This is a genomic window from Nocardia sp. NPDC058244, from assembly GCF_042882065.1.
Taxonomy (GTDB): Bacteria; Actinomycetota; Actinomycetes; order Mycobacteriales; family Mycobacteriaceae; genus Nocardia.
In genome coordinates, this window is record NZ_JBHVWX010000007.1 from 1 (window position 1) to 10460 (window position 10460).

4 protein-coding genes are annotated in these 10460 nt (G+C 71.7%); 2 read left to right on the forward strand and 2 right to left on the reverse strand.

Annotation, left to right across the window (positions count from 1 at the left end):
- Nucleotides 1-243: 243 nt before the first annotated feature.
- Together ACFVW6_RS22395 and ACFVW6_RS22400 are read right to left on the reverse strand one after the other, a co-directional pair.
- Entirely contained in the window at nt 244-636 is a 393-nt protein-coding gene (locus ACFVW6_RS22395; protein ID WP_218720750.1) for an SCO5389 family protein, read from the reverse strand.
- Between the two features lie 85 nt (nt 637-721).
- Nucleotides 722-1753, reverse strand: a complete 1032-nt coding sequence (locus tag ACFVW6_RS22400) for a nitronate monooxygenase (protein WP_378829462.1) — start codon at nt 1751-1753, stop codon at nt 722-724.
- A gap of 266 nt (nt 1754-2019) precedes the next feature.
- Between ACFVW6_RS22400 and ACFVW6_RS22405 the strand changes: the two genes are divergently transcribed.
- Both ACFVW6_RS22405 and ACFVW6_RS22410 read left to right on the forward strand, forming a co-directional pair.
- Complete coding sequence (locus ACFVW6_RS22405) at nt 2020-2886, forward strand: M23 family metallopeptidase (RefSeq protein WP_378829465.1); 867 nt, start codon at nt 2020-2022, stop codon at nt 2884-2886.
- Nucleotides 2887-3138: 252 nt separating this feature from the next.
- On the forward strand, nt 3139-10416 hold the full coding sequence (locus tag ACFVW6_RS22410) for an amino acid adenylation domain-containing protein (protein ID WP_378829467.1): 7278 nt from the start codon (nt 3139-3141) through the stop codon (nt 10414-10416).
- Nucleotides 10417-10460 lie beyond the last annotated feature (44 nt).

Sequence of the window (10460 nt, forward strand, 5' to 3'; positions counted from 1 at the left end):
CGCTGGACCTTCATCGCCGAGGTGCCCAAGACCAGCGTCGGCAAGTTCGACAAGAAGCGGCTGCGCGCGCAGTACGCCGAGGGCGAGCTGGACGTGACGACTGTGGGCTGATCCCCGGCCGAACAACGGCGGGCGTGGAATCGCTTCCACGCCCGCCGTTTCTGTTCAGTTGTTTGTTCTGTTGTCGGATCCTGTTGTGCGATGCAGTTGTCGATATTCAGTTGTCGACAGAAACGCTGGTGCTCAACAGTTCCGGAGTTCCGGGCTCTGGTTGAGGAGCTGGGCGCGCGGGCTGATGTAGCGGCTGTAGGTCTCGCCGCCGACCGCCGAGAGCGGGAACGCCGCGACCCGATGGCAGTTCTGGAAGGCGAGTTTCACGCCGAAGTGCCGTTCCAGCCCGCCGCGGATCGCGTCGGAGGCCAGGGCGCGCAGCAGCTGGCCGCGAGCGACCTCGTCCGGCGGCGGCACCACGTTGTCGGCGAATTCCGCGTCGCCCGCCCGCAGGTCGCCGGCTACCCGGCTCACCACTTCCCAGGCGTAGGGCAGTGATGTGCGGACGCATTCGACGAATTCGGCGTCGTCGATATCGCCCTGTTCGGCGCGCTCGAGCAATGCTGCGGGAACATCGAGGGACATGGCGCTCTCCTCCTGCTTGGTGGTGGTCGGCGGGATGCGATGCCCCTTCGAGTCTAAACGAAATCCGTTGTCAATAACCCTGGATTCATTCTGAAAGTGCTTTCCGTAGTGCGCTTTTCGCGTCGGCGGCCAGGTCCGCGATCAGTTCGCCTGCCGATAGCTCGGTCGCCAGTGAATGCGTTTGTCCCGCCCACAGATTCACATCGTCGGTGTTGCCCGCGGCCCGTCCGGCGGCCCGCAACGGTGCGGTGGCGTAATGAATTTCGGGGTAGGCGGCGGGGGCGGTCGCGGTGTGCTCCCGAAGAAAACGGTTGCGGATTCCGCGCGCACGTCGTCCGGTGAAGGCGCGGGTGAGCATCGTCGGCTCCGGCGACCCGATCGCGCCGCGGTGCGTGGCGTTGGTGCCCGCCTCGGCGCAGCGCAGCAGCGCGGTGCCCAGCTGCCCGGCCGCCGCGCCCGCGGCGAGCACCGCGGCCAGGCCGGCGCCGGTCGCGATGCCGCCCGCGGCGATGATCGGGCGGTCGGTGCTCGCGGTGAGCAATTGGAGCAGGGCCAGCAGGCTCAGGGGGTCGACCTGGTCGTCGGCGGGATCGTCGAGGAAGCTCGCGCGGTGCCCGCCCGCCTCGGCGCCCTGGGCGATGAGCGCGTCGGCGCCCGCGTCGATGGCGATCGCCGCCTCGGCGGGGGAGGTGACCGTCACCCAGACCTCGGTGCCGACCGCGTGCAGCCGGTCGACCTCGACGGCGGTGGGGCAGCCGAAGGTCGTCGACACCACCGCGACCGGGTCGGCGACCAGCAGGTCGATCTTCTCGGCCCAGCCGTCGGTGTCGTGCTTGGGCGTGCCGAGCGGGTACTCCTCGCCGAGTTCGGCCAGGTAGGCCGCGTAGGTCGCCGGCTCGGCGACCGGGCCGGGTGCGAACAGGTTCATGCCGAACGGCGCGGCGGTCGCGGCTCTGGTCGCCGCGATCTGGTCGGCCATCGCCGCGGGCGCGAGGTAGCCGGCGGCCAGCTGGCCGAACCCGCCCGCGTTCGAGACGGCGACCACCAGCTCCGGGGTGGACGGGCCGCCCGCCATGGGCGCGGCGACGATGGGGACACGCAAGCTCTCGATCACCATGTCCCGAGTCTGTCCGGTCGGCGCCGGGTGCGGCGCCCGGACGGCCGCGTGTGACCGGCTCGGCAACGGGATCGTTACTGTGCGATGGGCCTCCCACCAGCGAGTTCGATACAGAAGGTTGCGGAATGATCACGACCGGGTAGAGTTCCCGTCACAACGGATGCCGAACCGTTACACACGGTGAGGTGGCGGGAACCGCTCAGGCGGATTCCGGGCCGGTCGCAAGCCGGTTTCGTTTCCTTGTTGTCGGACGCTAGGACGAGACTTTGTCGCAGCACCGTATGGGCCCCGAATCCATCTCCGTCAAGGCCCTGCTGGGTGACGGAGGCGCCGGGCGCCCGAGCCGGCACCGCGCCGAACCGTCGCGTTCCGACCGGATGCGGGTCGCCGCCAGCGCCGCGGTCGCCGCGGGCGCCATCGTCGGCACCGCCGCCTCGATCGCTCCGGCGATCGCCTACGCGGCCCCGCTGCTACCGACGCACAACGACGACGTCGAGGAATCCGTCGTCCCCGATTCCGCTCGCCAGGCCGCCGACGTGAACTTCGTCGCCGCCAAGCAGGTCACCGCGCCCGCCGAGGCGCCAGCGCAGGTCGACGCCGTCGCCGCGCCGATCGCGGCCCCGGTCGCCGCCCCGTTCGGCATCGGCAACCTGCCGCCCGAGATCGCGGGCCCGCTGGCCCAGGTCGAGGACATCATCCAGGGCATCCAGCACCAGGTCGCGCCGCCGCAGGCCGCCCGTCCGGTCGCGGGCCCGATCAGCTCCGGCTTCGGCGCCCGCTGGGGCGCCATGCACTACGGCGTCGACTTCGCCGACTCGATCGGCGCCCCGATCCACTCCGTGTCCAGCGGCACCGTCATCGAGGCGGGCCCGGCCTCCGGCTTCGGCCTGTGGGTCCGCGTGCTGCAGGACGACGGCACCACCGCCGTCTACGGCCACGTCAACGAGATGCTGGTGACCCAGGGTCAGCGGGTCAACGCGGGCGATGTCATCGCGACCGTCGGCAACCGCGGCCAGTCCACCGGCCCGCACCTGCACCTGGAGATCTGGGATCAGGGTGGCGGCAAGATGGACCCCATTCCTTACCTCGCCGCCAAGGGCGTGCCGCTCGAGTGGGGCCCGTCCGCGCACTGAGTTTTTCGAGTCGCGGACTTCTCCGCGAAAGCCGAGTGACGGTGGTTCAGTATGAGCCCCGTCACTTTGCTGTGTGATCCGGCAACACGCCTGATCGACGGGCCGATACTCCTCAGGGCCCGTGGAACCGGGGGCCCCGTAATCGGGGGCTGTCGGCACGACGTTCGGCCGGTCTGTGGTCGCTCGATATGATGGCTCGATCTGGGGCGGCTGTCGGCGCGTCCATGCTCGATGAGAGGTGAATGAACCCGAATGGAAACCGCCCGTCGTTCTGCCCGCGGTAACCGCCGTCGCCGGTCGAGCAGTCCGACATTCGGTCAGTTGCTGACGGCCGCCGTCGAATCGGCCGCCGACGCCACCGCCATCCGGTTCAACCCCACCGGCGACCAGGCCGACCAGCGCGAACTCACCTACCGCGCGCTGGACGAGGAATCCTCCCGGCTGGCCAGGGAGCTGATCGCCCGCGGCGTCGGCCCCGGCGACATCGTCGCCGTCGCGATCACCCGCTCGATCGAATCGGTGCTCAGCGTCTGGGCGGTGGCCAAGTCCGGTGCCGCCTACGTGCCGATCGACCCGGCCTACCCGGCCGAGCGCATCGCCCACATCGTCACCGACTCGCGCGCCGTCCTCGGCGTCACCACCACCGCGCACCGGCCCGCCCTCGGCACGTCGACCGAATGGCTCGAGCTCGACGACCCGGCCGTCGCGGCGCGCGTCGCGGCCCAGCCCGCGCACGCCATCTCCTACAGCGACCGGGTGCGCACGCTCGACGAGCGGCACCCGGCCTATGTCATCTACACCTCGGGTTCCACCGGTCTGCCCAAGGGCGTCGTGGTGACCCAGGCCGGTCTGTCGACGATGGCCGCGGTGGGCAGGCAGTACCGCATCGACGCGGGTTCGCGGGTGACCCACCTGAGTTCGCCCAGCTTCGACTTCTCCCTGATGGAGATGCTGTTCACCTTCACCGCGGGCGCGACCCTGGTCGTGGTCCCGCCGACCGTGTTCGGTGGCGAAGAACTCGCCGATCTGGTTCGCCGCGAACAGGTCTCGCATCTGCTGATCACCCCGGGCGCGCTCGAATCGGTCGACTCCACCCGGGTCGACACCGTGCGTGTGGTCGTCACCGGCGGTGACAAGCTCGGCCCCGAACTGGTGGATCGCTGGGCGGCCCAGGGCCGTTCGGTGTTCAACGCCTACGGTCCCACCGAGGCCACCGTCATGGTGACCACCGGCGAGATGACCGCGGGCGAAGCGGTGACGCTGGGTTCGGTGATCCCGGGTGTCGCGGCCTTCGTGCTGGACGCGCGGCTGCGCCCGGTGCCCGCCGGCGTCGTCGGCGAGCTGTACCTGGCCGGGCCCGCGCTGGCCCAGGGCTACCTGGACCGCCCCGAGCTCACCACCGAGCGTTTCGTCGCCAACCCGTTCGGCGCCGACGCCGGCGCGCCCGGCGGACGCCTGTACCGCACCGGTGACCTGGTGCGCCGCAACACTTCCGGCGAGTTCGAATACCTGGGCCGGTCCGACTTCCAGGTCAAGATCCGCGGCCTCCGCATCGAGCTCGGCGAGATCGACAACGCGCTGACCACCCATCCGGACGTCGACTTCGCGGCCACCCTCGGCCGCACCCTGACCAACGGCGTGACCTCGCTGGTCGCCTACGTGCTGCCCCGCGCGGGCGCCGCGGTGACCCCGGCCGACCTGGCCCACCACCTGTCGGGTCTGCTGCCCGCGTACATGGTGCCCGCGGCGATCGTGCTGCTCGACGAGATCCCGCTGACCCCGGTCGGCAAGCTCGATCGCAAGGCCCTGCCGGAGCCCACCTTCACCGCCCGCGAGTTCCGCGCGCCGAGTACGCCGATCGAGGAGATCGTCGCGCAGGTGTTCGCGGCGCTGCTGGTGTCGGACGACATCCAGCAGGTCGGCGCGGACGACGACTTCTTCGAACTCGGCGGCAACTCGCTGCTGGCCGCCCAGGCCGTGGCCCGGATCGGCACCGCGCTCGACGCCAGGGTGCCGGTGCAGCTGGTGTTCGAGGCCTCGACGGTGTCGGCGCTGGCCGCGCGCGTCGAATCGCACGTCGGCGCCGGTACCGGTAACCCACTGACCGCCCAGACCAGGCCCGAGCAGATCCCGCTGTCCTACGCGCAGCAGCGGATGTGGTTCCTCAACCGCTTCGATCCGCACAGTGGCGCCAACAACATTCCGCTGCCCGTGCGGCTGTCCGGCGCGCTGGACGTGGCCGCCATGCGCGCCGCCGTCGCCGACCTGGTCGGCAGGCACGAGGTGCTGCGCACGATCTACCCGGAGGTCGACGGTGACGCCGTGCAGCTGGTGCTGCCGGTGGGTGATCCGCGCGCCGTCCCGCAGGTCGACGTGGTCGAGGCGACCCCAGAGCAGCTGCCCGGCCTGATCGCCGAGCAGGCGGTGGCCGGTTTCGACGTCGCGGTCGCGCCGCCGGTGCGGGTGCGGCTGTTCCGCCTCGGGGCCGAGGAACACGTGCTGCTGTGCGTGGTGCACCACATCGCCGCCGACGGCTTCTCGATGGCACCGCTGACCCGCGACCTGATCGCCGCCTACTCCGACCGACTGCGCGGCAGTGCCCCCGCCTGGCGTGAGCTGCCCGTGCAGTACGCCGACTTCACCCTGTGGCAGCGGGCCACGCTGGGCGCCGAGTCCGACCCGGATTCACTGCTGGCCCAGCAGATCTCGTTCTGGCGTGACGAATTGGCCGGGCTGCCCGAGCAATTGGACCTGCCCGCCGACCGGCCCCGTCCCGCGGCGATGAGCAACCGCGGCGCGAGCTACGACTTCCGAATCGACGCCGACACCCACGCCGCGCTGGATCGGCTCTCCCGCGAACACAATTCGACGCTGTTCATGGTGGTGCACACCGCGCTGGCCGTGCTGCTGGCGCGCCTGTCGGGCACCACCGACATCGCCGTCGGCACCCCCGTCGCCGGTCGTGGCGAAGCGGTGCTCGACGACGTGATCGGCATGTTCGTCAACACCCTGGTGCTGCGCACCGAGGTGGACCCGGCCCGCAGCTTCGACGAACTGCTCGGCAGCGTCCGCGGCACCGATGTGGCCGCCTTCGGGCACGCCGACGTGCCGTTCGAGCGGCTGGTCGAGCTGCTCGACCCGGCCAGGTCGATGGCGCGCCACCCGCTGTTCCAGGTGATGCTCACCTTCCAGAACCTCGCGGGCGCCGAGCTGACGCTGCCCGGCCTCACGGTCGCCGGTGTCGATCTGGCCGTGCCGTTCGCGAAGTTCGACCTCGAACTCACCCTCGTCCCCTTGGAGACCGACGGGGTCGCGAACGGGGTATCGGCCGCGTTCACTTACGCCACCGACCTGTTCGACGAGGCCACGGTCGCCGGGTTCGCCGACCGGCTGGTGCGCCTGCTGACCGAGGTCGTGGCCGATCCGGCCCGCCCGGTCGGCGCGATCGAGCTGCTCGACACCGTCGAGCGCGAACGAATCCTGCAGCGGTGGAACGACACCGGGCACGAGCTCGCGCCCGCGCTGCTGCTCGACGGCTACCGCGCTGCGGTCGCCGCGCGGCCCGACGCGATCGCCCTGTCCTACGAGGGCGCCGAGCTGACCTACCGCGAGTTCGACGAGCGGGTGAACCGGCTGGCCCGGCTGCTGGTGCGGCGCGGGGTCGGCGCGGAGTCGCTGGTCGGGCTGGCGGTGCGCCGGTCGCTGGATCTGGTCGTCGGCATGTACGCGATCGTCACCGCCGGTGGCGCGTACGTGCCGCTCGACCCGGATCATCCGGCCGAGCGGATCGCGCACATCCTCGACACCGCGCGGCCGGTGTGCGTGCTGACCACCACCGCCGACGCCGTCGAGGTGCCGGCGTCGACGCCGGTGATCACCATGGACACCGTTGCGCTGGACGACTTCTCGGGTGCGCCGCTGAGCCGGGCCGAGCTGGTCCGGCCGGTGCTGCCGCAGCACCCGGCCTATGTCATCTTCACCTCCGGTTCCACCGGCCGCCCGAAGGGTGTCGCGGTCTCGCACCGGGCGATCGACAACCAGATCGCGTGGATGCTGGCGGAGTACCCGCTGGCGCCCGGTGACGTGTACCTGCAGAAGACCGCGACCACCTTCGACGTGTCGCTGTGGGGCTACTTCATGCCGCTGCGCACCGGCGCGAAGCTGGTCGTCGCGACCCACGACGGCCATCGTGATCCCGCCTACATCGCCGAAACCATTGCGGCGCAGGGCGTCACGATGACCGACTTCGTGCCGTCGATGCTCACGGTGTTCGCCGCGCACACCGCGCCCGGCGCCATCCCCACCCTGCGCGACGTGTTCGCCATCGGTGAGGCGTTGCCGCCGGAGACCGTCGCGGCGCTGCGCGCGGTCTCGCCCGCGCAGGTGCACAACCTCTACGGCCCGACCGAGGCCGCGGTGTCGGTGACGTACTGGCCCGCGGGCGAGACCGATCGCGGCTCGGTGCCGATCGGTGTGCCGCAGTGGAACACCCAGGTCTACGTGCTGGACGCGCGGCTGCGGCCGGTGCCCGCCGGAGTGGTCGGCGAGCTGTACCTGGCAGGCGATCAGCTCGCGCGCGGGTACGTCGCCCGGCCGGATCTGACCTCGGATCGCTTCGTGGCCAACCCGTTCACGCCCGGCGCGCGGATGTACCGCACCGGTGACCTGGTGGTCTGGCGCACGCCCGCCGACGAGGACCACGTCCTGGAATACCTGGGCCGCACCGACTTCCAGGTGAAGTTCCGTGGTCAGCGCATCGAGCTGGGCGAGATCGAGACGGCGCTGCTGGCGCAGCCGTCGGTCAGCCAGACCGTCGCCGTCGTCGCCGATTCGCCCGCCGGTGAGCAGCTGGTGGCCTACGTGGTGCCCAAGCCGGGGGAGCGGATCGAGCAGGCGGCCTTGCTCGCCGCGATCGGTGATTCGCTGCCCGCGTACATGATTCCGGCCGCACTGGTCGAGCTGGACGCGTTCCCGCTGAACCCGAGCGGCAAGCTCGACCGCAAGGCGCTGCCCGCGCCCACCTTCACCGCGGGCGAGTTCCGCGCCCCGGCCACGCCCACCGAGGAGATCGTGGCGGGCGTCTACGCCGAGCTGCTCGGCATGGCGCGCGTCGGCGCCGACGACGACTACTTCGCACTCGGCGGCAACTCGCTGCTGGCCACCCGCGCGATCGCCCGGATCAACGAGGCGCTCGACGCCGAGGTGACCATTCGCGACCTGTTCGAAGCGCCGACCGTCACCGCGCTGGCCGCGCGCGTCGGCGCCCTCGGCGGCGCGGCGGCCCGGCCCGCGCTGCTGGCCACCGCACGGCCGGAACGGATTCCGCTGTCGCTGGCCCAGCAGCGCATGTGGGTGCTCAACCAGCTCGATCCGGCGTCGGGCTCCTACAACATCCCGTTCGCCATCCGACTGACCGGCGCGCTCGACGTGGCCGCGCTCGACGCCGCGGTGACCGACGTGCTCACCCGCCACGAATCGCTGCGCACCCGCTTCCCGTCACAGGACGGCACCGCGGTGCAGGAGATCCTGCCGGTCGCCGAGGTGCTGCCCGCCGGGCTCGCGGTGGAGACCACGACCGAGGTGCTCGCCCGCGCCGCCGCGCTGGCCGAGGCCGGATTCGACGTGACCAGGGAAGTACCCGTGCGGGCGCGGCTGCTCACCGACGGATCGGCGGCCGACTGGCTGCTGGTGTTCGTGGTGCACCACATCTCGGCCGACGGCGCGTCGCTGGCCCCGCTGGCCCGCGACCTGATGACGGCCTACGTCGCCCGGGCCGGACAGCAGGCCCCGGCCTGGACGCCGCTGCCGGTGCAGTACGCCGACTTCGCGCTCTGGCAGCGCGCGGTCGTCGGCGCCGACGACGAGCCGGACTCGGTCGCCGCCGCGCAGCTCGACTACTGGCGGACCCAGCTGGCCGGCGTGCCGCCGCTGCTGGAGCTGCCGCAGGACCGCCCGCGGCCCGCGACGCCGACGTTGCGGGGCGCCACCACCGAGCTGCGGCTGCCCGCCGAGGTGCACGCGCAGCTGAACCACCTTGCGCGCGAGCACAAGTCGTCGCTGTTCATGGTCGTGCACGCGGCGCTGGCCGTGCTGCTGGCCCGGCTCTCGGGCACCACCGACATCGCCATCGGCACCGCCGTCGCCGGGCGTGGTGAGCGGGCGCTCGACGAGCTGGTCGGCATGTTCGTCAACACGCTGACCCTGCGCACCGCGCTGGACCCGGCCGGGTCCTTCGACGAGGCGGTGGACCTGGCCCGCGAGACCGACCTCGGCGCCTTCGCGCACGCCGACCTGCCGTTCGAGCGGGTCGTCGAGGTGGTCGCGCCGGGCAAGGGCAGCGCGCACAATCCGCTGTTCCAGGTGGCGCTGACCTTCAGCAACAACGAAGCGGCCGCGCTCGAACTGCCCGGTCTCAGCGTGACCGCGCTGGAGACCGCGGTGGCGGCGAAATTCGACCTGCAGGTCGACGTCGAGCCCCGGTTCACCGCCGAGGGCGCGCCGGACGAGCTGGTCACGCTGTTCAACTACGCCACCGACCTGTTCGACGAGGCCACGGTGCGCACCATCGGCGCGCGCTTCGCCCGCATCCTGACCGCGGTGGCCGCCGATCCGCAGATCCGGGTGGGCGATATCGACATCCTCGACGAGCAGGAGCGGGCCAGGCTGCTCGCGGGCGCCACCCAGACGCCGGCACCGGTCGCGCCGTCGGGCGGCACCACGCTGGCGCAGGCGTTCACCGCCGCGGCCGAGGACGACCCGGACGGGCCCGCGCTGGTCTGGGGCGACGACTCGCTCACCTACGAGCAGCTCGACACCCGCTCCTCGCGGTTGGCGCGGCTGCTGATCGGCCGTGGCTTCGGGCCGGGTGCCGGTGTGGCCGTCGATCTTCCGCGTGGTGTCGACTGGGCGGTGGCGGTCTGGGCCGTGCTCAAGTCCGGTGCCGCGGTGCTGCCCGCGCCGGGCATCGGCGCGGCGCCCACCGAACCGGCCGCCAAGATCGGCATCACCGCGGGCGCGACGCCGGACGGTGATTTCGAATGGGTGGTCCTGGACGACCCGGCGATCCGCACCGAGCTGTCGACCCAGTCGGCCCGCCCGGTGACCTACGCCGACCGCACCAGGGCGCTGCGCGGCGGCGACCCGGCCTTCGTCGGCGTTGACGGTGTCCGCAGCTACGACGAACTCGCCACGGCGGGTGCGCGCGTGCGCGCCGACGCCGCGCTGACCTTCGAGTCGCGCACCTTCGGCAACGGCGCGGCGGACAGCTTCGCCGTGCTCGTCGAGCCGGTCGCGGCCGGTGTCGCGGGCGCGTCGATGGTGCTGGCACCCGCGGCGGGCGAGGACCTCTCGGCGGTACTGGCCGAGGAGTGGGTGAGCCACCTGTTCGGCGATCGAGCCGGTCTCGAAGCGGTCGACACCGCCGGGCTCGACGACCTGCAGGCATTGATCGCCGACGAGGTCGCGCCGGGCAACCCCGGCCCGGCCGAAGTCGTACTGGTGCTCGGGGACCCGCGTCCGTCGGTGTCCTGAGCCGTGACCGTGGTGACGGGGCGACGAGTTCCGGTGATGGGTGA

Excerpts from the sequence above, each read along its gene's own strand:
- ACFVW6_RS22395 (WP_218720750.1), bottom strand. The coding sequence starts at position 636 with ATGTCCCTCGATGTTCCCGCAGCATTGCTCGAGCGCGCCGAACAGGGC.
- ACFVW6_RS22400 (WP_378829462.1), bottom strand. The coding sequence starts at position 1,753 with ATGGTGATCGAGAGCTTGCGTGTCCCCATCGTCGCCGCGCCCATGGCG.
- ACFVW6_RS22410 (WP_378829467.1), top strand. The coding sequence starts at position 3,139 with ATGGAAACCGCCCGTCGTTCTGCCCGCGGTAACCGCCGTCGCCGGTCG.